Below are 24,652 nucleotides of genomic sequence, written 5' to 3' on the forward strand. Positions count from 1 at the left end.
CATGTACGACGTCGCCAAGATCCGAACCGATTTCCCGATACTTTCGCGCGAGGTGCACGGCAAACCCCTAGTCTATCTCGACAACGGCGCCTCGGCGCAGAAGCCGCGCGCGGTGATCGAGGCGATCACGCAGGCCTACGAGATGGAATACGCCAACGTCCATCGTGGCCTGCACTACCTGTCGAACCTCGCAACCGAGAAATACGAAGGCGTCCGCGCCATCGTCGCCCGCTTCCTAGGCGCCCCCGATCCCGAGGAGATCGTCTTTGCCTCCGGCACCACGGAGGCGATCAACCTCGTCTCCTACGCCTGGGCCGCGCCCAGGATGCAGCCGGGCGACGAGATCGTGCTCTCGGTCCTTGAACACCATGCCAACATCGTGCCCTGGCACTTCCTGCGCGAGCGTCAGGGCGTGGTGCTGAAATGGGTGGAGCCGGAACCGGACGGCACGCTCGACCCCGAAAGGGTGATCGCCGCCATCGGCCCCCGGACGAAGCTCGTTGCCGTCACCCAGATGTCGAACGTGACAGGAACCCTCGTCGATGTCGCCGCGATCTGCCGCGGCGCGCGCGCGAAGGGTGTGCCGGTTCTCGTCGACGGCTCGCAGGGCGCCGTGCACCGGCCGGTGTCGGTGGCAGAGATCGGCTGCGACTTCTACGCGATCACCGGCCACAAGCTTTACGGGCCGACCGGGTCTGGCGCGATCTGGATCTCGAAGGAGCGGATGGCCGAGATGCGCCCGTTCCTAGGCGGCGGCGACATGATCCGCGACGTCTGCCGCGACGCCGTGACCTACAACGACCCGCCGATGAAGTTCGAGGCCGGCACACCCGGCATCGTCCAGCAGATCGGCATGGGCGTCGCGCTGGAATACCTCATGGGTCTCGGCATGGACAATGTCGCCGCGCACGAGGCGGATCTGCGCGATTACGCGCTGAGCCGGTTCAAGGGGCTGAACTGGCTCAACCTGCAAGGCACCGCGCCGGGCAAGGGGGCGATCTTCTCCTTCACGCTGGAAGGGGCGGCGCATGCCCACGACATCTCGACCGTGCTCGACAAGAAGGGCATCGCGGTGCGCGCGGGCACGCATTGCGCGATGCCGCTGCTGGAGTTCCTCGGCGTCACTGCGACCTGCCGTGCCTCCTTCGGGCTCTACAACACCCGCGCCGAGGTCGATGCGCTGATCGAGGCGCTGGAGCTTTGCCACGAGCTATTCGCCTGAGCCGCGGCTGCGGGGCAGGGGTGGCGCCCCTTCAGAACGAGAAGGTGATCGCCACTACGCCCGCCGTGTCCGTGACACCTGCGCGGTTGCCGAAGTTCTCGGCGCGGGCGAGTTCGGCGAGGAATTCCAGTCCCGGCGCCATCGGCCGCTGGTAACTGATCGCGAGATCGACCTGCCGCTCGGACGGCGCGAGGTCGAGCTTCACCGGCTCGAACGCGGTTCTTCCGGCGCTTCTGACGACCGGCAGCACTATCTCGGCGCGCCCCGAGGTCACCGCCATCGGCATCGACGCGCGCAAGCTCAGCCGGTCGCCGGAGGCGAGGACACCGCGCCGGCCGAGGTCGAAATCGAGGCTGGAGAAGCGCGCCGTCGACACACCCGACAGGTAGGCCGGCGCGCCGAGATCGGCGATTCCGGTCTCGCCCGATACCGGGATGAAGCTGCCGTTCGCGGCCTCGCCCTTCAGACCGAGTCGCAGGGCGACGAGGTCGCTCGCCGGAAGCCCGTCGTCGGCGGCGCCAAGCCCAAGCGCGCCACGGTCACGCGCGACCTTCACGCCGATGTGAGCCCGACCGGCCCGTAGATCATCGCGTGGCTGGCGCTGAACCCGTATCCGGCTTCCGCATCGCCGCTTGCCGGGACGAGGAGCGCGCCGGAAAGACCGCCATCGGGGCTCGCGAAATCGAGCGTCCGGCCGCTGAACGCGCGGAACGGATCCGCCAGCGTTTGCGCGATGGCGGCGCGGCGGGCAGCGAGATCGCTGGACGTCGCCCGCGCCAGAAGGGTTTCGGCCATCGGCCGCGGCGCGGCGCTCGCGGTCAGCGCCTCGGCCGGCATCCTGAACCCGCCGGCGAGGCGGTCGGTAACCTCGACCTCGATCACGCCGAGACTGCGCTCGACGGCGTCGCCGAGCGCCGCGCCGGCAACGATCACCGGCCCGGAGGTGTTGACCTCGCCCCCGCCGGGCAGGCTCATGCTGGTCGCGCCGATCGGCAGCAGGGCCGCCCTGAGGTCCAGAAAACCATGGCCGTAGACGTCGCTTTAGCCATGCGCGAAGCCGGGCGCGAGTTCGACCGCGCCGTCGGGCGCTAAGAACCCGTTGTCGGCCGATGCGAGCAGGCGAAGCCGCAGCTGATGCGGCGTCAGGTTCGGGAATGCCTCGGCCAGCAGCGCCAGCGCGCCGGCGACCTGGGGCGCGGCGAACGAGGAGCCGATCGTGAAACTGTACGAGCTGTTGGAGGCCGCGGTGGCCGCGTTCCAGCTTCCGTCGGCGACGAGGCACCATCTGGCGGTGTCGAGGCACGAGGCCGACTGCATGCGCGCCGATTGGATGCCGGCGCCGTCGAATGCGGGTGTCGCGTTGCCGACCGCGAGCCAGCCTGGCTCCAGGCTCGATCGCAGGGCGGGCAGACCCTCCATGAGCTCGGAGGCGGTCGTGGTCTTGTCGTTCGACAGTGCGAAGACGACGACGCCCCTGGCGGCGTAGGCGTCGAGTGCGGCGAGGTAGGCGGCTCCGTCCGTCGTGCCGAAGACGGTGTCGAAGCTTGCCGAGGTCGCGGGCACCGGGAAGCCCCAGGAATTGTTCTGGGCAACGGCGCCACGCTGCAGGGCCGTGTAGGCCGACGCCGTCAGAGCGGAAGCCGAGCCGGAACTGCCGAGAGCAAGGCTCGCGCCCGGCGCGACGCCGATCATTCTGGTCGAGGATCCGGCCGCGACCGAGGCCACGGCGGTTCCATGATCCGCAACCGGCAGCGCCCCCGATGTGGCGACGATCCTGCCGGCGATGGTGTCGTGCGTTTGCCGGAAGCCCTCGTCGACGATGGAGATCGTCTGCCCGGACCCCGTCAGGCCGACGGCGTGGGCGTATTCGGCGCGGCTCGATGCCAGGGGGTAGCTCGAATAGGTAGTGCCCGGAGCGGCGCTGAACCGCCATTCGGTCCTCTGGAACAGGTAGCGTGCCGTGGTGTCGCGGAGTGCCGTCGCGACAGCCTCGTAGGGGTCGAAGGACTGCACGAAGTAGGAGCCGAACGTTCCCGCGCCGCCCGGCACCGGGACCGGCAACGAAGCGACGGTGTCGCCGCCCTTGCAGGCCGCCAGCACGAGAATGGCGCCGGTACAGATAAGCAGGACGTGCCGTTTGGGCGGCCTTGCACGACCTCGACGGTTCTTTGGAACCACGATCGAGCGAATGGTGGGAGGGAGACGTTTGGCCATTGTCCTGATTCCACCTTCCGGGCTGCCGCCCCCGTGGTTTCTAACCGGGAAGATTGCTTTGGTTAGGGGCGGATTTCAGCTCAATTTCAGATGGAGTCGCAGTGCGGTCGTCAGGACGCAGGTTGCAGCGCGTGGACACTCCCGATCCCGGCACTTGCCGTGCAAAGCCCCATTGCGGGACGTGAAACTTGTCGCTATAGAGACTTCGACCGCGCACCCGTAGCTCAGCTGGATAGAGTGCTGCCCTCCGAAGGCAGAGGTCACAGGTTCGAATCCTGTCGGGTGCGCCAGAATATTCTTTTGATTGCAGTCATTTAATGTTCCGGCGGGGTTGCCGCTCCGGTTCGGCGGCGTAATACGGATGCTTTCGGGAAAGCGTGTGAAGGCGAGCCGTTGATCCGTCTTCACCATGGCCCTGACTGCCTTGCCAGCAGGATCGTGCGGGACGTGCTAGCCCGAGGGGATTCGCGACATGCCCTGAACCGCCGTAGCCGAGTGGTTTGCCAATGCGACCGCCAAGAGAACCACTTGGGTGCCTCGGTTCCCCGCCGCGCTGTCGTCCAACCGGGTATTTCGGGTGTCGGTACGGCCTGCGGTCGAAGGCCGACTCAAGGGTGCCGCTTTCGGCAAAGCTTCCGGCTTGCGCGCGGCAAAAAGTACGCGGGATTGCGGCGCCGCGCCGCGGCAGTAACAGGCGGATATCGTGGATCGAAAGCTTCTCCTCATCATCATCGACGGCGTTCCCTATGACAACTGGCGCGGCTTCTTCGGAAACCTCGAAGGCTGGGTCGCCTCCGGCGAGGCGCGGGTCTGGCGGATGCGGTCGGTCATGCCGTCCACCTCGGCGTCCTGCTATGCCTCGATCCATACCGGGGTCAGCCCCCAGGTGCATCGCGTGACATCGAACGAGTCGATCTTCCGGGTGGCCGAGCCCGATATCTTCTCCGAGGTGGCAAAGGCCGGTGGCCGCACCGGTGCCGTCGCCCACAGCTTCTGGTCGGAGTTCTTCAATCGCGCGCCCTTCGACCCGGTCCGCGACATCGAATACGACGAGCCGGGACAGGGTCCGATCAGCCACGGCCGCTTCCACACGATGACGGGCTATGGCCATGACAACCAGATGACGCCCTGCGACGCCGACCTCTTCGCGACGCTCTCCATGCTCGCCGAAAGGCACGGGATCGACTACGGCATGCTCCATACCTGCACCCTGGACAGCATGGGCCACCGTTTCGGCCACGACTGCATCCAGATGGATCTTGCCTGCTTCAAGCTCGACGGCCAACTCGCGCCCTATGTCGAGCGCTGGCGCAAGGCGGGTTACGAGGTCATCGTGACCGCCGATCACGGCCAGTCCAAACGCGGCCATCACGGCGGGGCCGAGGACATGCAGCGCGACTTCGCGCTCTATTATTTCGGCCCGGCCGAAGGGCCTGCGCCCGATACGCTGCTGAACCAGACCCAGCTCGCGCCGACAATCCTCGCGCGCCTCTGCGTGGAGATACCGGAGACGATGCGCGACGAGCCGTTCCTGGTGTAAGCCGGATCGCATTGCGAGCCCGACACGAGCTACGGATCGTCACCGCCCGTGATGGTGGGGGCTTGTCTTGGCGTCGCCCCCCAATCCTCGACCGGCGGACGCCGTCCCGTCGCCCCGGAAGCGCAGGCCGCCATTGACCTTTCCGGCGTGAAGGCGTTTTAACTGGGCCGCACAGTTTCGCGCGAAAGGAACAGAACCATGGCCTTCACCCTTCCCGATCTTCCCTATGCCCACGACGCGCTGGCGGCGCTCGGCATGTCGAAGGAAACGCTCGAGTATCACCACGACCTGCACCACAAGGCCTATGTCGACAACGGCAACAAGCTGATTGCCGGGACCGAGTGGGAGGGCAAGTCGCTCGAGGACATCATCACCGGCACCTATCAGGCCGGTGCGGTCGCGCAGAACGGCATCTTCAACAACGCCTCGCAGCATTGGAATCACAACCAGTTCTGGGAGATGATGGGGCCGGGCGGCAAGGCGATGCCGGGCGAGCTGGAAAAGGCGATCACCGAGGCGTTCGGCTCGGTCCAGAAGTTCAAGGACGACTTCGCCGCCGCCGGCGCGGGCCAGTTCGGCTCGGGCTGGTGCTGGCTCGTCAAGGACAAGGACGGCAGCCTCAAGGTCACCAAGACCGAGAACGGCGTGAACCCGCTCTGCTTCGGCCAGACCGCGCTTCTGGGCTGCGACGTGTGGGAGCACAGCTACTACATCGACTTCCGCAACAAGCGCCCCGCCTATCTCACGAACTTCCTCGACAAGCTCGTGAACTGGGAAAACGTCGCCTCGCGTCTCTGAGGTGAACTCGCGGCGCGGAGTATTGAGGGGCCTGCTGGGGGTATTCCTGGCGGGCCTCTTCGCCTCCGCCTATGCCTTCCTCATCGAGCCGGCGCTGCGGCTTAGGGTGCGGCGCTGGCAGGTGAGGTCCGAGGGCTGGCGCGGGGCGCCGCTGAGGATCGCCGTCGTGGCGGATCTCCACATGGGCGAGCCCTTCGTGCCGCTGCGCCGACTCAGGCGGATCGTCGCGCGGACCAATGCGCTTGGCGCCGATCTCGTCGTCGTGCTCGGCGACCTCGCGGCCGGGCACCGCTTCGTCACGAAGGAGGTCCCGGTGGCCGAGACGGCTGCGGCGCTCGGCCGGCTCGTCGCGCCGCTCGGCGTTTACGGGATCCTCGGCAATCACGACTGGTGGGATGACCGGAGTGCCCAGCGCCGCCGTGCCGGTCCGGTTCTCGCCGGTACTGCGCTCGAAGCGAACGGTGTTCCGATCCTGGAGAACCGCGCCCTGAAGATCGGTCGCCCGAACGGGGATTTCTGGCTCGCCGGGCTCGGCGACCAATTGGCGCTCGTCGACGGACAGGGCCGCTACACCGGCGTCGACGATCTCGAAGGCACGCTCGCCCAGATCGACGGCGACGAACCGGCGATCCTGCTCGCCCATGAGCCGGACATCTTTCCGCGCGTGCCGGGGCGGATCGCGCTCACGCTGTCGGGTCATACGCATGGCGGGCAGGTAAGGTGCTTTGGCTACTCGCCGCTCGTGCCCTCGGCCTACGGCAACCGCTTCGCCTACGGACATGTGCGGGAGCAGGACCGCGACCTCGTCGTCTCGGGCGGGATCGGCTGCTCGATCCTGCCGCTGCGCCTTGGCGTCGTGCCGGAGATCACGGTTGTGGAGATAGGCGCATGAGCGAGGCGGTCAAGGGTGTTCTGGCGATGGTCCTGGCCTGCACGGTCTGGGGCCTGTCGGGGATCTTCTACAAGGCGGTGGCCCATGTTCCTCCGCCCGAGGTCCTGGCCCATCGCACACTCTGGTCTCTGGTCTTCTTCCTCGTCGTCCTTGCCGTGCAGGGCAGGCTTCGGCTCCTGCCCGCGCTCGTTGCCGGGCGCTCGGTCCTCCTGGTCGCCGTCGCCGCGCTGATGATCTCCGCCAACTGGTTCGGCTTCATCTGGTCGATCCAGAACGGGCGCGCGATCGAGGCGTCGCTCGGCTACTACATCTTCCCGCTGGTCGCGGTGATGATCGGCCGCGTGATTTTCAGCGAGACACTCAGCCGGGGCCAGTGGGCGGCGGTGGCACTGGCCGCGCTGGCGGTCACGGTGCTGACCGGCGGGCTTGGTGCCGCCCCCTGGATCGCGCTTTTTCTCGCCGCGACGTTCGGTATCTACGGTCTGCTCAAGCGCCGGATCGAGGCGGGGCCGGTCGTGTCGGTCGCGGCCGAGGTGGCACTCCTCGCGCCCGTGGCCGCGCTCTGGCTCTGGGGCGTCCATTCCGGGCACTGGGGCAGGGGCGGCGGCGCCTTTGGCGCCAATTGGCACGACAGCGTGATCCTCGCGCTGTCGGGTATCCTGACCGGAGGCCCGCTGATGCTCTTTTCCTACGCCACCAAGCGGGTGCGGATGGCTACCGTGGGCCTCGTCCAGTACCTCAACCCGACGCTGCAGTTTGCCGTCGCCGCGTTGATTTTCGCCGAGCCGGTGACGCTCTGGCACATGATCGCCTTCCCGCTGATCTGGACCGCACTTGCCGTCTATTCGCTGAGCGCGCTGCGGCAGGAGCGCCGGCGCCGGCAGGTGCCGGTCGCGGTCTAGCCGCGCGTTGCGAAGCCGCGCCGAAGCACCGCCTCGAGCGCCTCGACCGTCGAAGCCACCTCGACGAAGTCCCGCAGCGAGGCGTCGGCAAACCCTTCGTCGACGATCCCGTCGATGAGCGCGACGAGCCGGTCCCAGTAGCCCCCGGTATTCAGGAGCACGATCGGCTTCGCGTGGAGCCCGAGCTGGCGCCAGGTGAGCACTTCGAAGAACTCGTCGAGCGAACCGCCGCCGCCGGGCAGCACCACGACGGCGTCTGCGTTCATGAACATGACCTTCTTGCGTTCGTGCATCGTCTCGGTGACGACGAAGGTCGAGAGGTCGCGCTTGCCGACTTCGAGCGACAGAAGATGCGTCGGGATGACGCCGAAGGTTTCGCCCCCGGCGCCTTGAGCGGCGCGGGCAACCTCGCCCATCAGGCCGACATCGCCGGCTCCGTAGACCAGCCGCCAGCCGTTCGAGGCCAGCATCACCCCGGTCGCACGCGCCGCCTCGCCATAGGCCGCTCGCGCGCCCATGCGCGAGCCGCAGTAGACACAGACGGACTGCCGGTTTCTGGACATGGGATCCTCGCGCAGGGTTGCTTTGACCCCTGATAACGGCGTTGCTATGGTCGCTCAAGCGCGACGGAAGGATGCGCATCCGAGGGGAAATGCATGGAAGACAAGTCGGTAGCCCGGAGCGACGGCGCCGCTACTTTTAAGTGGGTCGGCGGTGTGCTCGGCGGGCTCGCCTTGGCGGCAGTGATCGGCCATTTTCTGCTGCCACCGGTCGGGTTGCCGACCGGGTCGCCGGACGAAGAGACGGCGACGGTATCCCAGCCGGCTCCAGCCGTGCAGGCGCCAAACGCGCCGGAGCCGCCCGAACCGGCAGCGGAATCGCCGTCGGTACCGACTTTCGACACGGTGCGGGTCGATGCGGGGGGATCGCTGCTCGTGGCCGGGCGCGCCGAAGCCGGGGCGTCGGTTACGATCCGTATCGACGGCGCTGAAGCCCAGACCGCGGTCGCGGACTCGAAAGGGAGCTTCGCGGCCTTGCTTTCGTTGCCAGCGAGCGACGAGCCACGCGTGCTGACGCTGGAGACGGCCCTCAAGGACGGCAGCGTGCTGGCTTCCGAGGCGGCGGTAGTGGTCGAACCATTCGGCGAACCTGTCGGTGAACCCGACCAAGTCGTCGAAGCCGCACCGGAGGAGGAAGCGCCCGCCACGGCCGAAGCCGAGGCGGCTGAACCGCCCGCCACGGCCGAAGCCGAGGCGGCTGAACCGCCCGATGTCCTGATCGTCGATTCCGAGGGCGTGCGCCGGCAGTCGTCGCCGGCATCACTCACCGATATCGTGATCGACACGATCGGCTACGCGCCGTCCGGCGCCGTCCGCGTGGCCGGACATGGCGCTTCGGGCAGCTTTGCCCGAGTCTATCTCGACAACCGAGAGATCCTCACGGTTCCGGTCGAAACCGGTGGACGCTGGACGGCAGAACTCTCGGATCTGTCTCCGGGGCTCTATACGATGCGGATCGACCAAATCGACGGGGGCGGCAAGGTCACGGCGCGGTTCGAGACTCCGTTCCTGCGCGAGGCGGCCGAAACGGTCGCGGCGGCGCTTCGTTCCGGTGCCGTCCCCGAGCTTCCCGCCGCGACCGCGAACGGGAGTGCGACGGTCGACGGGTCCGTGACTGTTCCGGACGCTCGTGCCGCTCCGGCAGTAGGAACCGCCCCGACCGCCATGGCGACGGAGGGCGACGCGCCGCGTACACCGGCGACGCAAGCTTCGATCGTCACCGTGCAGCCGGGTTTCACGCTCTGGCGGATCGCGCGCGAGAACTATGGCAGCGGCATTCTCTATGTGAAGGTCTACGAGGCGAACAAGGAGCAGATCCGCGATCCGGACCTCATCTATCCCGGTCAGATATTCACCGTGCCGGCGACGGCCCAATAGCCTGCTCAGAGACCCGGCGGCAGGCTTCCTTGGGTCTCGGGCGTACAGCAGGCGCGGATCTCGGGATGCGCGCAGCAGCAGTCGTTGAGCAGATAGGCGATGACCTGTCCGATCACCGTGGCGTCCGCCATGTAGAAGACATGGCGCGATTCCCGGCGCGATGTGATCAGCCCGGCCTGTTCGAGCGTCGAGAGGTGGAACGAAAGCCGCGACGCGGAAACGTCGAGGCGGCGCGCGATATCGCCTGCCGCGAGCCCCTCGGCACCCGTTCCGATCAGGGCGCGCACGAGTTCCAGCCGGGTCCCGTTGGCCAGCGCCGACAGCGCGTTCAGGGCTTTACTCTGCTCCACGGTTCAACTACTCATGAAACGTTGAAATATGATCTTGATACCCGAGACCGCCGCTGCGATCAACCGGGTATGGGCGCGGCGTGAGAGGCGGTAACCGGATGGCGGGCAACCACGGAACAACAGCGGATGGCTGGCGGCGAAGCGCGCGCACGCTGAAGCGCGTGGCGCCCTATCTCTGGCCCGAGGATCAGGCCTGGGTCAAGCGGCGGGTCGTGCTGTCGCTGACGGCGCTGGTGGTGGCGAAGATCGTCTCGGTCCTGACGCCGTTCTTTTATAAGGCAGCCGTGGATTCGCTCTCGGGCGAAGCGCGGGGCGACGCCTGGCTTCTGGCTATGGGGGCGATCGGGCTGACCGTCGCCTACGGGATGGCGCGGATCGGCACGATCGGGTTCAACGAGCTCAGGGACGTGATCTTTGTTCGCGTGGGGCAACGTGCGCTGAGAAAACTCGCGCTCGAGACCTTCACCCATATCCACCGCCTGTCGATGCGCTACCACATCACCCGAAAGACCGGCGGCCTGAGCCGGGTGATCGAGCGCGGCGTGAAGGGGGTCGAGTTTCTTCTGCGCTTCATGCTCCTGTCGGTCGGTCCGCTGATCCTCGAACTCAGCATGGTGACGGTGATCTTCGCGCTGCTGTTCGACTGGCGCTATGCGGCCGTCGTGCTGGTCACGATCACGCTCTACGTCACCTACACGTTCAAGATCACCGAATGGCGGGTGAAGATCCGCCGCAAGATGAACGAGCAGGACACCGACGCGAACCAGAAGGCGATCGACAGCCTCCTGAACTTCGAGACGGTTAAGTATTTCGGCGCCGAGGCGCGCGAGGCGCACCGCTACGACGAGGCGATGCGCGGCTATGAAGGCGCCGCCATCAAGACCGGCCAGTCGCTGTCGCTCCTGAACTTCGGCCAGGCGCTGCTGATCACCGCCGGGCTCGTGATCGTGATGGTCATGGCCGCCTTCGGGGTCCAGGCTGGAACGCTGACGGTGGGCGATTTCGTGATGGTCAACGCCTACATGATCCAGATCACCATGCCGCTGAACTTCCTCGGCACCGTCTACCGCGAGATCCGCCAGGCGCTGGTCGACATGGGCGAGATGTTCGACCTGCTCGAACAGCCGGCCGAGGTCACCGACAAGCCGGGCGCCAAGCCGCTTGCCGTGGCCGGCGGCGAGGTCAAGCTCGACCGGGTGAAGTTCGGCTACGATGCCGCCCGGCCGATCCTCAAAGGTGTCAGCCTGACCGTAGGGGCCGGCGAGACGGTGGCGATCGTCGGGCCGTCGGGCTCGGGCAAGTCGACGATCGGGCGGCTTCTCTTCCGGTTCTATGACGTGACCGGCGGGGCGCTCCGGATCGACGGGCAGGACCTGCGCGACGTCACTCAGGATTCGCTCCATGCGCTGATCGGGGTGGTGCCGCAGGACACGGTGCTGTTCAACGACACGGTCCTTTACAACATCGCCTACGGTCGCCCCGAGGCCAGCCGCGGGGAATTGATCGCGGCGGCGAAGGCCGCGAAGATCCACGACTTCATCATGTCCCTGCCAGAGGGCTACGAGACGAAGGTCGGCGAACGCGGCCTCAAGCTTTCGGGCGGCGAGAAGCAGCGGGTCGGGATCGCTCGCACGCTCCTGAAGAATCCGCCGATCCTGCTTCTGGACGAGGCGACCTCGGCGCTGGACACCCAGACCGAACGCGACATCCAGGAAAGCCTGAAGGCGATGGGCAAGGGGCGTACTGTTATCACGATCGCGCACCGCCTTTCGACGATCGCCGACGCGGACCGGATCGTCGTGCTCGAAAAAGGCGAGATCGCCGAGATCGGGCGCCATGAGGAGCTTCTGGCCAAGGGTGGCCGCTACGCCGCGATGTGGGCGCGCCAGTCGGCCGAGGAGGACGATGCGGCGTCCCCGAGCGGACAGCTGGCCGTCGGCGCGGAAATGGATCTCGTCACCGACTTGCCGCCGGATCGGGAGTGGCACTACGCGCCGAAGAACTGACGTACCGGCGGATACCGGCGCGCGGCGCATCCGGCGCTCGCTGGCTCCGGGCTTGGCAAGGGCTCGGGCTTGCGTGTAAGACGGGCCGCAGATCGGGTCCGTCGCGGGCCTCGGCACGAGGGAGATCGGCGTGAGCGAAACCGACAGTTTCATCGACGAGGTGACCGAGGAGGTCCGTCGTGACAAGCTCTTCGCGCTGATGCGCAAGTACGGCTGGATCGGTATCGCGCTCGTCGTGCTGATCGTCGGCGGCGCGGGATATTCCGAATGGCAGAAGGCGCGCCACAAGACCGCCGCGCAAGGCTTCGGCGACAGTATCGTAGCCGCGCTCGAATCCGACGATGCCACGGCGCGGCTCGCGGCTTTGGAGGCGATCGGTGCGGACGGCGTCGGCGATGGCGCCGGGCAGCGCGCGATGGTGACCCTCCTCGCCGCGCACGAGGCGCTGCGGTCGGGCGATCGCGACGGGGCGCGAGACCGGTTCGAGGCGCTGGCCGCCGATCCCGCGGTTCCGGCCGGCTACCGTGATCTTGCCCGGCTCAAGGCGGTGGTCCTGGCCGGAACCGGGATGGATGCCGCCGAGCGCGACGCCGCGCTCGAGGAGCTGGCCCGGCCCGGCGCGCCGTTCCGGGTTCTCGCGATGGAGCAGCAGGCGCTGGTGCTGATGGCGGAGGCCAAGGATGACGAGGCGCTCGGGCTACTGCGCCGGATCCTCGAAGAGCCGGACGTGACCGCGGGCTTGCGCCGGCGCGTGACGCAGTTGATTGTAATTCTGGGCGGCGATCCCGAGGCGGCTTGACCGGCTGGAGGGGTGCCGTCGCGCACGTCCCCAGGGGATGCAACGAACGAAGAGGCAGGCAGGTGATGATTTCCCGAGCGATAGGTGCGGCAGGCATTCTCGTGCTGGTTTCGGCCTGCACGGATCCGGAAGTGATCCTCGAAGGCGAGCGCCAGGACGTGCGGGCGGCCGCGATCGGAACCGATGCCACGGCCATCGCGCCGGCACCGGTCACCGCGGCGCCGATCTCGCTGCCGGCGATGCAGCGGAACGCGGACTGGACCCATCGCGGCGGTTCGGCCACCCACCGGATCGGGCATGTCGCGCTCTCGGCGTCGCCGACGCCGGTCTGGAGCGCGCGGATCGGCGCCGGGGACGGCCGCAGGAACCGCATCACGTCCGATCCTGTCGTCGCGGCGGGGCGGGTCTTCACGCTCGATTCCAAGGCGATGGTGACGGCGACTGGCACCAACGGAGCGACGCTGTGGCAGGCCGACCTGACGCCGCCGTCCGAGCGGAGCGGCGACGCCTCCGGCGGTGGCCTCGCCTATGGCGAGGGCCGGGTCTTCGCGACCAGCGGCTATGGAGAACTCATTGCGCTCGATCCGGCGAGCGGTGCGACCATCTGGCGCCAGCGTTTCGATGCGGCCGTCGGCGGCGCGCCGGCGGTCTCGGACGGGCGCGTCTATGTCGTTGCGCGGGACGCTTCGGCCTGGGCCGTGCGCGCTTCGGACGGCAAGGTCGAGTGGGTGCTGCCAGGGGCGCCCTCGAATGCCGGGGTGATGGGGGCCGCCGCTCCGGCGGTCGACGCGCGGCAGGTGGTCTTCCCCTTCGCCTCGGGCCAGATGGTCGCGGCCGCGAAGGACAGCGGTGTCGGTCTGTGGAACGCCAGTGTCGCGGGTCAAAGACGCGGCCGCGCCTATGCGACGGTCTCTGACCTGACCGGAGATCCGGTGATCGCGGACGGTGTCGTCTATGCCGGAACCTCGGCAGGCCGCCTTTCTGCGGTCAATGCGGATACCGGCCTCACCCTGTGGTCGGCCCGTGACGGCGCGATGAGCCCCGTCGCGGTGGCCGGGGGGGCGGTGTTCTTCGTCAACGACGAGGATCAACTGATGCGGCTCGACGCGTCGAGCGGCGCCGAGGTCTGGCGCGTCGACATGCCCTATTTCACCAAGGACCGCGACAAGCGCCGCCGCGACATCGTCGCACACTACGGCCCGGTGCTGGCGGGCGGTCGGCTCGTCATTGCCTCCTCCGACGGATTGATCCGAAGCTTCAGTCCCGCCTCGGGGGCGCTCGTCGCGACGACGGAACTGCCGGGCGGCGCGGCCTCGGCGCCGGCCGTCGCGGGCGGTGTGCTCTATGTGGTGAGCAAATCGGGCACGCTTCAGGCTTTCCGCTAGGCGAAAGCTTGTGTAAGAGGGCGGCTTCGGCCCTCAAGGATACGCATATGAGCTTCACCCTCGCCATTGTCGGGCGCCCCAATGTCGGCAAGTCCACGCTGTTCAACCGGCTCGTGGGCAAGAAGCTTGCGCTCGTCGACGACCAGCCCGGCGTTACCCGCGACCTGCGCGAGGGCGAGGCGCGTCTTGGTGATCTGCGCTTCATCGCGATCGACAGCGCCGGGCTCGAGGACGTTGCCGACGACAGCCTTCAGGGCCGGATGCGGCGGCTGACCGAGCGCGCGGTCGAGATGGCCGATATCTGCCTCTTCGTGATCGACGCGCGGGCCGGGGTCACGCCGACCGACCAGGTCTTCGCCGAGATCCTGAGGAAGAAGAACGCCCATGTGATCCTCGCCGCCAACAAGGCCGAGGGCAAGGCGGCCGATGCCGGGGTGATCGAGGCCTATGCGCTCGGCCTCGGCGAGCCGCTGCGGCTCTCGGCCGAACATGGCGAGGGGATGGACGAGCTTTACCACATGCTGCGTCCGCTGGCCGAGGAGTTTGCCGCCCGCGCCGCGCTGGATGCGCCCGAGGTCGATGTCGACGTCAGCGACGACGAGGCCGACGAGGGCCCGCGCAAGCCGACCCGCGAGAAGCCCCTGCAGATCGCCGTGATCGGGCGGCCGAACGCCGGCAAGTCCACGCTGATCAACAAGATCATCGGCGAGGAGCGCCTGCTCACCGGCCCCGAGGCCGGGATCACCCGCGACGCGATCTCGGTGACCGCCGACTTCATGGGCACGCCGATGCGGATCTTCGATACCGCCGGCATGAGGAAGAAGGCGAAAGTTACTGAAAAGCTTGAAAAACTTTCCGTTGCCGATGGCCTGCGCGCAGTCCGCTTCGCCGAGGTCGTGGTCGTGCTTCTCGACGTCGGCATCCCGTTCGAGCAGCAGGACCTGCGGATCGCCGACTTCGCAGAGACCGAGGGCCGCGCGGTTGTGCTGGCCGCCAACAAGTGGGACCTCGAAGAGGACAAGACCGAGAAGCTGAAGGAACTGCGCGAGGCGTTCGAGCGGCTCCTGCCGCAGCTCAAGGGCGCGCCGATGGTGACCGTCTCGGCCAAGACCGGCAAGGGGCTCGACCGGCTCCATGCCGCGATCCTGAAGGCCTACGACGTCTGGAACCGGCGGGTGACGACGGCGAAGCTGAACCAGTGGCTCGGCGCCATGACCGAAGCGCATCCGCCTCCGGCGCCGGGTGGGCGTCGGATCAAGCTCAGATACATGACCCAGGTGAAGACGCGGCCGCCCGCATTCGTCGTCATGTGCAAAAATGCTGACCAGTTGCCCGACAGCTATTCGCGGTATCTTGTCAACGGGTTGCGTGCCGACTTTGATATGCCGGGAACGCCGGTCCGGCTGACCTTCCGCGATCAGGGCGACAAGAACCCCTTCAAGGACAAGAAGTTCCACACGCCGTCGCGGCTGAGAAAGCACGTCGGAAACCCGGTGAAGAAGTGATGGTGCGGGGGCCGAGCCCTCAGCGCGTCACGCCCCATTTCGCCTCGTTGGCCTCGATCGCGGCGATGCGGTCGGCGGATTTCGGATGGCTCATCAGCCAGGCCGGGGCGCTGCCGCCCATGCCGGTGAGGGTTTCGAGCTTCGAGAACAACGACTTCTGCGGGCCGGTGCCGATCCCCGCCTTGACGAGCAGCGCCGAGGCCCATTCGTCGGCCTCGTATTCGTCCTGACGGCTCAGCCGCGCGGCGAGCAGCGAGGTGAGAAACCCTGCGACATAGATGCCGATCCCGGGCAGGAACCGGCCGAGAACCGTCGCCAGCACCACCCGGATCGCGTTCTGGCCGGAAAAGTCGATCATCCGCCGTCGCGTGTGGCCAAGTGCTACATGGCCGAGTTCGTGGGCGATGACGCTCGCCATTTCCTCGGCCGTAACCGCGCCCTCGCGGAACTTCTGGTAAAAGCCCCGCGTGAGGAAGATGCGGCCGTCCGGTGCGGCGAGGCCGTTCACGGGAGCGATCTCGTAAAGATGGACCGGGACGCGCTGGATGCCGAGCGCGGTCGCGAGGCGGGCGGTCACGGCGAGAAGCTGCGGATCGGCGAGCGGCGTCGATTGCGCGTCGAGCGTCCGCGCCGTCCGCCAGGCGGAGAAGCGGTAGATCACGACGCCGTAAAGCAGCGCAAGGAGGATCGGGGTCAGCTTCAGCACGGGTTCAATATGGGGGCGGGACGGGGCGGTTGGAAAGGGCGGCCGAGTTTCCTCTTCTCAGGGACTCTCGAAAAAGGCCAGCACGTCGTCGAAAACGCGAGGGCCGGTCAGGAACATGAGATGCCCCTGCCGGGGATAGGCGTAGACCCCGCCGTCGCCGGCCTTCTGCGCCACGGCGAGGGTCTGGTCGAGCGAGAAGATCGGGTCCTCGCGGCCGAGATAGATGCGAACGCGCGGCTGGAGCCAGTCCGGCACCGGCTCTAGTCTCCATTGGCGCAGGTCGCGGGTGTGCGCGCGCGCCATTTCCCGGTCGGGGACGAGGATCTTTCCGCGCTGTTCCGCCGCGATCCTGCGCGAGAGTTCGGCAAGCTCGGGATCGGCAAGCCCTGCGCGGCCGAAGAGGAGAACGCGGTAGTATTCCTCCCAGACCGCGTCGCGGTCGAACGTTCCGGCGCGTCTCGCCGCGCCGATCAGGTCGAGCGTTCCGCGCAGCGTGGTCCGGATGCCGCCGGCGTGATCCGGCGACGGGGCCAGGGCGGCGGCGCGGATGTCGCGGCCTTCAAGGCGGCGGGCGGCCTCGATGACGATCGGCCCTCCGGCGGAATAGCCGAAGAGCCGGATCTTCTTGTCGGGGTGCTGTCGCGCGAACTCGGCGATCGTGTCGGCCGCCGTCTCGATCCGCAGCGCGTGATCGAGCGGCAGGCCGTCGAGACCGGGCAAGCGGTAGTATACCAGCGCATAGCCTGCGTCGCGCCAGGTCCCGGCGGGGGCGAAGATCGACCCGGAGGCGAAGGCGCCGGGGACGAGGATCGCGAGCTTGGGCGCCCGCGCGACGTCGGCGCGGTCGTAGGCCAGGGGGGACTCCGCCCCGCGCGGCGGGAGCGCGGGCGCCCCGCAGCCGGTGAGGGCGAGGACGATGAGGACGAGAAGGAAACGCGGGGTCATGGCGCCTGATCGGTAATGGAGGCCCAGACTCCGGCATCGTGCGATTCAGATCAAGCGGCACCGTCCCGCCCGGGTCAGGTCATCGCCTTCATCGCCCGCCCGATCCCCTCGAGCGTCAGCGGGAACATCCGGCCCTCGAAGATCTGGCGGACCATGCCGACCGATTGTGTGTATTGCCAGTGCCGCTCGGGCAGGGGGTTGAGCCAGACATTGGAGGGCCAGTGCTCGCGTGCGCGGGTCAGCCAGACCTGCCCGGCCTCGGCGTTCCAGTGCTCGTTCGCGCCGCCGGGATAGGCAATCTCGTAGGGTGACATCGAGGCGTCGCCGACGAAGATCGCCTTGTAGTCGCCGCCATAGGTCCGAAGCACCTCGCAGGTCGGGGTCTGCTGGTCCCAGCGGCGCCAGTTGTCACGCCAGACGCCCTCGTAGAGGCAATTGTGAAAGTAGTAGTATTCCAGATGCTTGAACTCGGCGCGGGCGGCCGAGAACAGCTCCTCGACAACGCGGATATGGGGATCCATCGAGCCGCCGACATCGAGAAAGAGCAGCACCTTCACCGCGTTGTGCCGTTCCGGCCGGGTCTTGACGTCAAGATAACCGTGCTCTGCGGTCGCGCGGATCGTGCCCGCGAGGTCCAGCTCCTCCGCCGCGCCGGTGCGTGCCCAGCGGCGGAGCCGTTTCAGCGCCACCTTGATGTTGCGGGTGCCAAGCTCGACCGTGTCGTCGAGGTTCCTGAAATCGCGCCGGTCCCAGACCTTCACCGCGCGCTGGTGGCGGCTTTCCTTCTGGCCGATCCGGACGCCCTCGGGGTTGTAGCCATAGGCGCCGAAGGGCGAGGTTCCGGCGGTCCCGATCCACTTGGAGCCGCCCTGATGGCGGCCCTTCTGCTCGGCGAGCCGCTGCCGCAGCGTCTCCATCAGCTTGTCGAACCCTCCGAGGGCTTCGATATGCGCCTTCTCCTCCGCGCTCAAAGTCTTCTCGGCGAGTTTTTTCAGCCACTCCGTCGGCAGGTCGATCGCCTCCAGAACCGCTTCGGCCGGGATCGCCTCAAGACCCTTGAAGGCTTCCGAAAAGGCGCGGTCGAAGCGGTCGAGATGGCGCTCGTCCTTCACCATCGCGGTGCGGGCGAGGTAGTAGAAGCCCTCGATGTCGTAGGTGACGAGGCCCGAGGCCATGCCTTCGAGAAAGCCGAGATACTCGCGCAAGGTGACCGGGATGCCGGTCTTGCGGAGTGTCTCGAAGAAGCGAAGGAACATCGGTCTCAGGACATGCGGTGGACGGCGATGGTGACGAAGAGCCCGGCGATGGCGAAGAGGATCGCGTGAACCGCGGCATATTGCAGCTTGTCGAGCCGGTCGCCGCCGCGGCGCGACGCGCGCAGCCAGCCGACGAGTGCGCCGATAAGGGTGGCGGCGAAGAAGATCATGGGTGTCTCGCTCTCTGGACCGGGGAGAGTGCGGCGATGTTCATCAGTCGCCCCCAGACCTCGGTATCGGAAGCGAAGCCATAGCGTGCCCAGCCGAGGCTGTCGAGCCTGACCTGCCGCGCCTCGGCGCTGCGACCGAGCATGTCGAGCGCCTCCGCCTTGACCATCAGGAAATGCGCGAGAAGGGCTGCGTTCTCGGCCGACGCGACCACGGGAATGGAGGCGTCGGCGAGCGCAATGGTCGCGTTCGCCCGGCCCTGCGAGAGGGCAAAGGCGGCGAGCTGCATGTCGGCATGGGCGGCGTGCAGCGCAAGGCCCGGCTGGCTGTGATAGATCGCCGCCGACTGTCGGAACGCGAACTCAGCGACTTCCGCGTCGTAACCGAGCGACAGCCGCCCGAGCGCGAGCCAGGTGAAGCCGGCGCGCGCGTCTTGCCAGCCATTCGCGCGGGCAATGTTCAGTGCCGTGACTGCGGCCGCGCGCCGGCGCGACTCGGAGGTGCCGGGGCCGAGCGCGGTCTCGATCGCTTCGACATAGGCGCGCGGGGTGATTTCGGGGTGCCGCGGCCGCACGCCTTCGCCGCGCGGGTTGAGCCGGACGAGGAGCGCGGGCAGCCGCGCGGCCACCTCCCCGGCGGTCATTCCGTTGCGCAGTTCGGGTGCATAGTAGGCGCGCAGCATGAGCATGTCGAAGCCGGTCAGCACGGTGTGGATATTGTCGTCGTTAAAGACGGAATCCGGCAGCCGGTAGAGGTCGTTCAGCGGACCGAGCGCCTGGGCGAGTTCCTCGTGCAGGCAGTCGCGAACCTCTTGCGGGGCGGTGTCGCTGGGGATGAAGATCGCCACGCGTTCGCGCGAAGTCAGGGTGTACCAGTCGATCGTGCCGCGCCGGGCACGGCGGTATTCACGCGACGAGCCGACACGGGGTGCCACGAAACATGCGGCCTGGGGAACCATGCGTTGCATCGTGCGCATCGGCAGGAACTCGATCGAGATTTCGCTGCCGGGATCGGCCGATGCGGCGATGTCGATCCCGGCCTCGTTCCGCAGCCGGTTGATGAGCCGGCGCAGGTCTTCCGGGGCGCTTGGCGGAACCGCGCCGATCATCCGCACGCGCACCGGGCCTTCGAAACGCGTGAATACGGATAGTTGGCGCCCGCTTTCGAGCCGGAAGGTCAGGTCCATGAAATCCTGCGCCATGTCCGCATTGGCACGGCGCGGCGGCGTCACGGCGGGACCGGCAAAGCGTTGCATCGGCGGCAGATCGGGCAGCACCATGCGAGCCGTCACCGGAGCCGGCGGGACAGGAGTGCAGGCGGCTGCGGCGAGAAGCATGGCGCAAAGCAGCAGGCGCAACGCTCAGGCCCGTCTGTCTGGAGCGAGCGGGTTCGGGCCGCGGCGCGCCGACACGTCGCCGGCCATGATCGGCCGGATCGTCAGGTTGTCGGGCATGGTCACTCGCTCCTTCCGCTTCTCACCCGAAGGTTAGCCGAGCAAACGGTGCAGCGCGAGAGGGCACGGCAACTTTTCGGATCGGGTCCCGCAGCGGAACGCGGGCAACGGTTCAGCTGCGGCTGCGTGCCATGAAGGCCAGGCGCTCGAAGAGCTGCACGTCCTGCTCGTTTTTCAGGAGCGCGCCGTGGAGCTTCGGCAGGAGACTCGCGGGATCGCGCTTCAGATCCTCGGGCGAGAGATCTTCGGCCAGGATCAGTTTCAGCCAGTCGAGCACCTCGGAGGTGGATGGCTTCTTCTTCAGCCCCGGCGTCTCGCGGATCTCGTAGAACTGCGTCAGCGCGGTCGCGAGCAGGCGCTCCTTGATGCCTGGATAGTGGACCTCGACGATCTGCTTCAGCGTGACGGCCTCGGGGAAGCGGATATAGTGGAAGAAGCAGCGCCGGAGGAACGCGTCGGGCAATTCCTTCTCGTTGTTCGAGGTGATGATGATGACCGGGCGGTGCTTCGCGCGGATCGTCTCGCCGGTCTCGTAGACATGGAACTCCATCCGGTCGAGTTCCTGCAGCAGATCGTTCGGAAACTCGATGTCCGCCTTGTCGATCTCGTCGATCAGGAGCACGACCTTGGTCTCGGCCTCGAAGGCCTGCCAGAGCTTGCCCTTGCGGATGTAGTTGCGCACGTCATGGACGCGTTCGTCGCCGAGCTGGCTGTCGCGGAGCCGGCTTACCGCGTCGTATTCGTAAAGTCCCTGGGCGGCCTTGGTCGTCGACTTGACGTGCCATTCGACGATCGGCAGCCCAAGCGATAGCGCGACCTGGCGGGCAAGCTCGGTCTTGCCGGTGCCGGGCTCTCCCTTCACGAGAAGCGGGCGCTCCAGCGTCACCGAGGCGTTGACGGCGATCGTCAGGTCGGCGGTTGCGACATATTGGTCTGTGCCGGCGAATTTCACTTGATTTCCGTCAGTTTGCAGCGGGACTGGCCCGAATTTTTTCGCCACTTCGCGGTAGGTGTGGCCTTGGAGTCTTAGCGGCGCCATCAATTTGCCGCAAGGCCGGGTTAGGGCTAGTGACAACCCCCGCCGGTTGCGCTATGGGAGCGCCCGAGGAGAGCCGGATGCACATGAACAAGCCGAATTCAGATTCCGGCCGGCAGAAGGGAACAGAGATGAAACCTGAGGTCTTTCTTCCCAACGATTACCGTCCGGCCGAAGACGAACCCTTTATGAACGAGCGCCAGCTCGAATATTTCCGCCGGAAACTGCAGACCTGGAAGGAAGAGCTTCTGGAGCAGTCGGCCGAGACGCTCGAAGGTCTTCAGGACAGCGCCCGTAACGTCCCGGACATCGCCGACCGCGCCAGCGAGGAGACCGACCGGGCGCTTGAACTCAGGACCCGCGACCGCCAGCGCAAGCTCGTCACCAAGATTGATTCGGCGCTGCGGCGCATCGACAACGGCGAGTATGGCTATTGCGAGATGAGCGGAGAGCCGATCTCATTAAGGCGCCTTGATGCGCGGCCGATCGCAACGATGACGCTCGAGGCGCAGGAGAAGCACGAGCGGCGCGAGCGTGTGCATCGCGACAACTGAGCCGCTGCGCGCAGGGGCAGGGATGTCCGGCACCGTGGTCGAAAGGCTCCGGTGCCGTTCTTTTTCGGGGGTACGGTCATGCTGAAGGGTCGGAAAGTCACGGTGCTCGGGGCCGGTGTGGCCGGCCTGTCCGTCGCTCGCGCCCTGGCGCTTCGCGGGGCGGAGGTGACGGTTCTCGAACAGGCGCCGGAAATCCGCGAGGTCGGGGCGGGTCTCCAGATTTCCCCGAATGGCGCGCGGGTCATGTCTGCGCTCGGCCTGGGTTCGGCGCTCGGGCGCGAGGGGCTGCGCGCGGAGGCTGTCGAGCTTCGCGATGGCGAGAGCGGCGCGGTCGTGCTGCGGATGGACCTTGCCCGCACCGGCGGCGACTTCCTGTTCCTGCACCGGGCCGACCTGATCGACGTCCTTCTCGAGGGCGCGCGGGAGGCGGGCGCGACGATCCGGCTCCTTAAGCAGGTCGATGAGGTCCGCCTGGGCGCGCATCCGCCGCGTCTCGTGACCGCGCTCGGCGAGGAGTTGGAGGCCGAGATCCTGATCGGCGCGGACGGGTTGCATTCGAAGGTGCGGACGGCGCTCAACGGAACGGTGGCACCCTTCTTCACCCATCAGGTGGCGTGGCGCGCGACCCTGCCTGCCGAGCCCGGCATCGCGCCGGTCGCGCAGGTCTTCATGGGCCCCGGCCGGCATCTCGTGACCTATCCGCTGCGGGGCGGGCGGCTCCGGAACATCGTCGCGGTCGAGGAGCGCCGCCGCTGGGCCGAGGAGAGCTGGTCGCTGACCGACGATCCGCTGGCGCTGCGCATCGCCTTCGAGGATTTCGTGCCCGAGGTCCGGCGCTGGCTCGACCGGATCGAGCGGCCCAATCTCTGGGGATTGTTCCGCCATCCGGTGGCGCCGCGCTGGCACGGGCACGGCGCGGCGATCCTCGGCGATGCCGCGCATCCGACGCTGCCGTTCCTCGCGCAGGGCGCGAACATGGCGCTGGAGGATGCGTGGGTTCTGGCCGAAGCGCTGGACGCTGGCGCCGAGGTCGACTCGGCATTCGCGGCCTATCAGCGGTCGCGCGAGGTACGATGCCGCCGCATCGTCGATGCGGCCAATTCCAATGCGCGCAACTATCACCTTTCGGGTCTGAGGCGCGATGTCGCGCATCTGGGATTGAGGGCGCTCGGCAAGTTCGCTCCGGACCGTGTTCTCGGCAGGTTCGAATGGCTCTACGGACACGACGTGGTCGGCGGCGCAGGGAAGTGAGCGCGCGCGGCGCGTGGTAAACCTCGGTCGCCGCGCATGAAAGCGTTCGGCAGCTATGAACCTCGAAAAGCTTCGGGACGGCGTCGCTTGGACACCAAGCGAAGGTGGATCTGCGGTGCGGACGTGAGGTGGCGGGCGGAAAACTGATGCGCTGATGCAACCGCGCTACAGGGCGTTCTGAACCTGCAGTTGAACTTGTCTGGCAAGACATTCTGCCTCAAACTGCCCCAGAGACGAGCAGTAAAAAAATATGTTATCGAAAGGATAGCAAATGGCAGGCAAGCCCATGCGGGACGCTTCTTGCGTTGCGTCGGTTGCAGTGGCGTATTTGTTGTTGGCGGGTTGTTCAGTCGAGACGCCCTATCAGGCTCCAAAGTTTTTCTTTGCGTCGAACTATTCCGGGCAGGCGGATTCAGCGCCTGTACTCCTGGACAATGTCGCATGGTGGGAGGGGCTAAAGGATCCGGTCCTCAACTCGCTCGTCCAGCGCGCCTTGTCCGATAACCTCAGCCTCGCCATTGCCACCGAAAGAGTCCGGGAGGCGCAGGCCGACCTGGCGGCCGTGCCGACCCAGGTCACCGCGAATAGCAGCGTCTCGGTGGGCCGGGAGAAGGAAGTCGCCAACACCCCGGAGACCCGGAGCGAAGGAACACTCGGCCTGAACTGGCTTCTCGATCCCTTTGGCGAGCAGCGGCTGCGCAAGGAAGCCAGCCGTGCCCGCGTCGAGGTCGCCGATGCCGAGGTGGATGCGGCGCGGCTTCTGCTGGTGTTCAATCTCGCCAATTCCTATCTTGATCTTCGGTTCAACCAGCGAGCGCTTGTCGTTCGGCAGCAGGAAGTCTCCTCGCGCCTTGAGACGCTCGAGCTGACGGAGTCCCTTCTCGACAAGGATGCCGCCACCAGGCTCGATCTGGTCCGGGCCCAGGCGCGCCTCGCCGAAGCGCGCGCAACGGTCCCGGGGATACGCGCCCGCGTCCAGGTGCAGAAGAACCAGATCGCGACCTTGCTCGGTACGACGCCCGGCAGGCTCGGCATCGATCTTGAGTCCGGCGCCCGCCAGCCGATGCCGCGGATGTCGACCGGGGTCGGCATTCCGGCTGATCTGGTGCGCAACCGCCCCGATATCCGGATCGCCGAGCGTCTCTACTACGCGGCGGTGGCCGAAACCGGCGTCGCGCGCGCCGATCTCTATCCCAAGCTGTCGCTCGGCGGGGCGATCAGCCTTGCGCGGGTCGGCAGCAACACTGGGCCGGAGTACTTCTTTGGCCCCGCTATCGCGCTTCCGACCCTACCGGTGAAGACCGGGCGCGCCCGGGTCGCAGCGCAGGAATCGCGGGCACGGCAGGCGCATACCAACTGGACCTCGACGGTGATCAATGCGATCCGAGAAGTCGAGGATGCGTTGTCAGAATACGCCCAGAGCCGTTCCGCGACCGAACAGGCGCGGAGCGCCGTCGAGCTCTATGGCGAGTCCGTGGACCTCACGCGCGACATGATCGCGCTCAACGGAGCGACGCTCAATGAACTGCTCGACGCCGAGGAGAACCTTACCGACGCGGAGCTCGCGCTTGCGGCGAACCTGCGCGCGCAGGCCATAGCCTTCGTCGCGCTCAATTCCAGCCTGGGGGCAACCGTCAAGGGCAGCTCGTCAACCGTCGTCGCCGACGCGCAGTAGGTGCCTGTCTGGAAGCCCGGCGCCAACCGGAATCCGGCAGCAGGGTCGGCCAACATGC

At 67.2% G+C, this 24,652-nt stretch carries 24 protein-coding genes and 1 tRNA gene; 14 read left to right on the forward strand and 11 right to left on the reverse strand.

Features of this window, described 5'->3' with window-relative positions:
- Position 1 precedes the first annotated feature (1 nt).
- Entirely contained in the window at positions 2-1,222 is a 1,221-nt protein-coding gene (locus R5H32_RS05885) for a cysteine desulfurase (protein ID WP_318337746.1), read from the forward strand.
- Between the two features lie 31 nt (positions 1,223-1,253).
- Here the strand turns inward: R5H32_RS05885 and R5H32_RS05890 are convergent, their stop codons facing one another.
- The 3 genes from R5H32_RS05890 to R5H32_RS05900 form a co-directional block, all read right to left on the reverse strand.
- Positions 1,254-1,778, reverse strand: a complete 525-nt coding sequence (locus R5H32_RS05890) for a hypothetical protein (protein ID WP_318337747.1) — start codon at positions 1,776-1,778, stop codon at positions 1,254-1,256.
- Positions 1,775-2,197, reverse strand: coding sequence for a hypothetical protein (locus tag R5H32_RS05895; RefSeq protein WP_318337748.1), 423 nt, complete (start codon positions 2,195-2,197; stop codon positions 1,775-1,777). The genes R5H32_RS05890 and R5H32_RS05895 overlap by 4 nt, the downstream gene beginning before the upstream one ends.
- A gap of 66 nt (positions 2,198-2,263) precedes the next feature.
- Positions 2,264-3,322 (reverse strand): S8 family peptidase, encoded by a 1,059-nt coding sequence (locus R5H32_RS05900; RefSeq protein ID WP_318337749.1) that lies wholly within the window; start codon positions 3,320-3,322, stop codon positions 2,264-2,266.
- Between the two features lie 327 nt (positions 3,323-3,649).
- On the opposite strand from R5H32_RS05900, the gene R5H32_RS05905 reads away from it, so the two are divergent.
- The 5 genes from R5H32_RS05905 (at position 3,650) to rarD (ending at position 7,568) form a co-directional block, all read left to right on the forward strand.
- Positions 3,650-3,726: transfer RNA gene (locus R5H32_RS05905), tRNA-Arg, on the forward strand.
- Positions 3,727-4,139: 413 nt separating this feature from the next.
- Positions 4,140-4,976 (forward strand): alkaline phosphatase family protein, encoded by an 837-nt coding sequence (locus R5H32_RS05910; protein ID WP_318337750.1) that lies wholly within the window; start codon positions 4,140-4,142, stop codon positions 4,974-4,976.
- Between the two features lie 198 nt (positions 4,977-5,174).
- Positions 5,175-5,774, forward strand: coding sequence for a superoxide dismutase (locus tag R5H32_RS05915; protein WP_263332379.1), 600 nt, complete (start codon positions 5,175-5,177; stop codon positions 5,772-5,774).
- A 22-nt stretch (positions 5,775-5,796) separates the two neighbouring features.
- Positions 5,797-6,666 (forward strand): metallophosphoesterase, encoded by an 870-nt coding sequence (locus tag R5H32_RS05920; protein ID WP_318337751.1) that lies wholly within the window; start codon positions 5,797-5,799, stop codon positions 6,664-6,666.
- Complete coding sequence (rarD, locus tag R5H32_RS05925; protein WP_318337752.1) at positions 6,663-7,568, forward strand: EamA family transporter RarD; 906 nt, start codon at positions 6,663-6,665, stop codon at positions 7,566-7,568. The genes R5H32_RS05920 and rarD overlap by 4 nt, the downstream gene beginning before the upstream one ends.
- On the opposite strand, the gene R5H32_RS05930 is transcribed toward rarD, so the two are convergent.
- Positions 7,565-8,131 (reverse strand): TIGR00730 family Rossman fold protein, encoded by a 567-nt coding sequence (locus tag R5H32_RS05930; protein ID WP_318337753.1) that lies wholly within the window; start codon positions 8,129-8,131, stop codon positions 7,565-7,567. The genes rarD and R5H32_RS05930 overlap by 4 nt on opposite strands.
- Positions 8,132-8,224: 93 nt before the next feature.
- Here R5H32_RS05930 and R5H32_RS05935 point away from each other — a divergent pair, with 93 nt between their 5' ends.
- Positions 8,225-9,505, forward strand: coding sequence for a LysM peptidoglycan-binding domain-containing protein (locus R5H32_RS05935; protein ID WP_318337754.1), 1,281 nt, complete (start codon positions 8,225-8,227; stop codon positions 9,503-9,505).
- A gap of 5 nt (positions 9,506-9,510) precedes the next feature.
- Here the strand turns inward: R5H32_RS05935 and R5H32_RS05940 are convergent, their stop codons facing one another.
- Positions 9,511-9,855, reverse strand: a complete 345-nt coding sequence (locus R5H32_RS05940; RefSeq protein ID WP_318337755.1) for a metalloregulator ArsR/SmtB family transcription factor — start codon at positions 9,853-9,855, stop codon at positions 9,511-9,513.
- A gap of 98 nt (positions 9,856-9,953) precedes the next feature.
- Here R5H32_RS05940 and R5H32_RS05945 point away from each other — a divergent pair, with 98 nt between their 5' ends.
- The 4 genes from R5H32_RS05945 (at position 9,954) to der (ending at position 15,550) form a co-directional block, all read left to right on the forward strand.
- Positions 9,954-11,861 (forward strand): ABC transporter ATP-binding protein/permease, encoded by a 1,908-nt coding sequence (locus tag R5H32_RS05945; protein ID WP_318337756.1) that lies wholly within the window; start codon positions 9,954-9,956, stop codon positions 11,859-11,861.
- A gap of 130 nt (positions 11,862-11,991) precedes the next feature.
- Positions 11,992-12,660, forward strand: a complete 669-nt coding sequence (locus R5H32_RS05950) for a tetratricopeptide repeat protein (protein WP_318337757.1) — start codon at positions 11,992-11,994, stop codon at positions 12,658-12,660.
- Positions 12,661-12,725: 65 nt separating this feature from the next.
- Positions 12,726-14,045 (forward strand): PQQ-binding-like beta-propeller repeat protein, encoded by a 1,320-nt coding sequence (locus tag R5H32_RS05955; protein WP_318337758.1) that lies wholly within the window; start codon positions 12,726-12,728, stop codon positions 14,043-14,045.
- Positions 14,046-14,092: 47 nt separating this feature from the next.
- On the forward strand, positions 14,093-15,550 hold the full coding sequence (gene der / locus R5H32_RS05960) for a ribosome biogenesis GTPase Der (protein WP_318337759.1): 1,458 nt from the start codon (positions 14,093-14,095) through the stop codon (positions 15,548-15,550).
- Positions 15,551-15,569: 19 nt separating this feature from the next.
- Here the strand turns inward: der and R5H32_RS05965 are convergent, their stop codons facing one another.
- The 6 genes from R5H32_RS05965 to R5H32_RS05990 form a co-directional block, all read right to left on the reverse strand.
- A complete protein-coding gene (locus R5H32_RS05965) occupies positions 15,570-16,256 on the reverse strand; it encodes a M48 family metallopeptidase (RefSeq protein ID WP_318337760.1) in 687 nt (228 codons plus the stop codon).
- 57 nt (positions 16,257-16,313) lie between these two features.
- Positions 16,314-17,201 (reverse strand): alpha/beta hydrolase, encoded by an 888-nt coding sequence (locus R5H32_RS05970; protein WP_318337761.1) that lies wholly within the window; start codon positions 17,199-17,201, stop codon positions 16,314-16,316.
- Positions 17,202-17,275: 74 nt separating this feature from the next.
- On the reverse strand, positions 17,276-18,457 hold the full coding sequence (locus R5H32_RS05975; RefSeq protein ID WP_318337762.1) for a VWA domain-containing protein: 1,182 nt from the start codon (positions 18,455-18,457) through the stop codon (positions 17,276-17,278).
- A 5-nt stretch (positions 18,458-18,462) separates the two neighbouring features.
- A complete protein-coding gene (locus R5H32_RS05980) occupies positions 18,463-18,627 on the reverse strand; it encodes a hypothetical protein (protein ID WP_318337763.1) in 165 nt (54 codons plus the stop codon).
- On the reverse strand, positions 18,624-19,982 hold the full coding sequence (locus tag R5H32_RS05985) for a DUF2927 domain-containing protein (RefSeq protein ID WP_412098994.1): 1,359 nt from the start codon (positions 19,980-19,982) through the stop codon (positions 18,624-18,626). The genes R5H32_RS05980 and R5H32_RS05985 overlap by 4 nt, the downstream gene beginning before the upstream one ends.
- 208 nt (positions 19,983-20,190) lie before the next feature.
- Positions 20,191-21,030, reverse strand: coding sequence for a MoxR family ATPase (locus R5H32_RS05990; protein WP_318337765.1), 840 nt, complete (start codon positions 21,028-21,030; stop codon positions 20,191-20,193).
- Between the two features lie 215 nt (positions 21,031-21,245).
- Between R5H32_RS05990 and dksA the strand changes: the two genes are divergently transcribed.
- From dksA to R5H32_RS06005, 3 genes are all read left to right on the forward strand, one after another.
- The gene (gene dksA, locus R5H32_RS05995; protein ID WP_318337766.1) at positions 21,246-21,668 is read left to right on the forward strand and encodes an RNA polymerase-binding protein DksA; all 423 of its coding nucleotides are present in this window, start codon (positions 21,246-21,248) and stop codon (positions 21,666-21,668) included.
- A 78-nt stretch (positions 21,669-21,746) separates the two neighbouring features.
- Positions 21,747-22,919, forward strand: a complete 1,173-nt coding sequence (locus tag R5H32_RS06000) for an FAD-dependent oxidoreductase (RefSeq protein WP_318337767.1) — start codon at positions 21,747-21,749, stop codon at positions 22,917-22,919.
- 271 nt (positions 22,920-23,190) lie between these two features.
- The gene (locus R5H32_RS06005; protein WP_318337768.1) at positions 23,191-24,594 is read left to right on the forward strand and encodes an efflux transporter outer membrane subunit; all 1,404 of its coding nucleotides are present in this window, start codon (positions 23,191-23,193) and stop codon (positions 24,592-24,594) included.
- Positions 24,595-24,652 lie beyond the last annotated feature (58 nt).

The sequence above is a fragment of the Defluviimonas sp. D31 genome, from assembly GCF_033436765.1.
Taxonomy (GTDB): domain Bacteria; phylum Pseudomonadota; class Alphaproteobacteria; order Rhodobacterales; family Rhodobacteraceae; genus Albidovulum.